Below are 420 nucleotides of genomic sequence, written 5' to 3'. Positions count from 1 at the left end.
GCCGAGCCTCGACGCCGTGCCTGAGTGGTTCCTGAACAAGGGCGACGCGGAAGATAAACCGCGCAAGCGTCGTCGCACTGACGAAATTTCGTTCAATGTTTGATAAAGGAGAAAGTGTATGCGTAAACTCGCAACTCTGCGCCGCGTTTCGGCCCTGAACCCGATCGAGGGTGCTGATCGCATCGAGCTGGCTGTCGTGGATGGCTGGCAGTGCGTGGTCAAGAAAGGTGAATTCACGGTTGGTGATCTCGGTGTCTATTTCGAGATCGATTCGTTCCTGCCGGCCGAAGATGAGCGCTATGCGTTCCTCGAACCGAAGTTCATCACGTGGGAAGGCAAGCGTGGTGCACGTATCAAGACCATGAAGCTCAAGGGTCAGCTGTCGCAGGGTCTGCTGCTGCCGCTCACGCTTTATCCGGA

At 56.4% G+C, this 420-nt stretch carries 1 protein-coding gene; it reads left to right on the top strand.

Translation table 11 applies throughout. The features are described from left to right. Window positions 1-118: 118 nt before the first annotated feature. On the top strand, window positions 119-420 hold a 302-nt coding region (locus M3148_RS17390; RefSeq protein ID WP_251305973.1), incomplete at its 3' end, for a hypothetical protein.

This window comes from Georgenia satyanarayanai, assembly GCF_023715365.1.
GTDB lineage: Bacteria > Actinomycetota > Actinomycetes > Actinomycetales > Actinomycetaceae > Oceanitalea > Oceanitalea satyanarayanai_B.
This window is presented reverse-complemented; position numbering and strand designations above follow the sequence as displayed.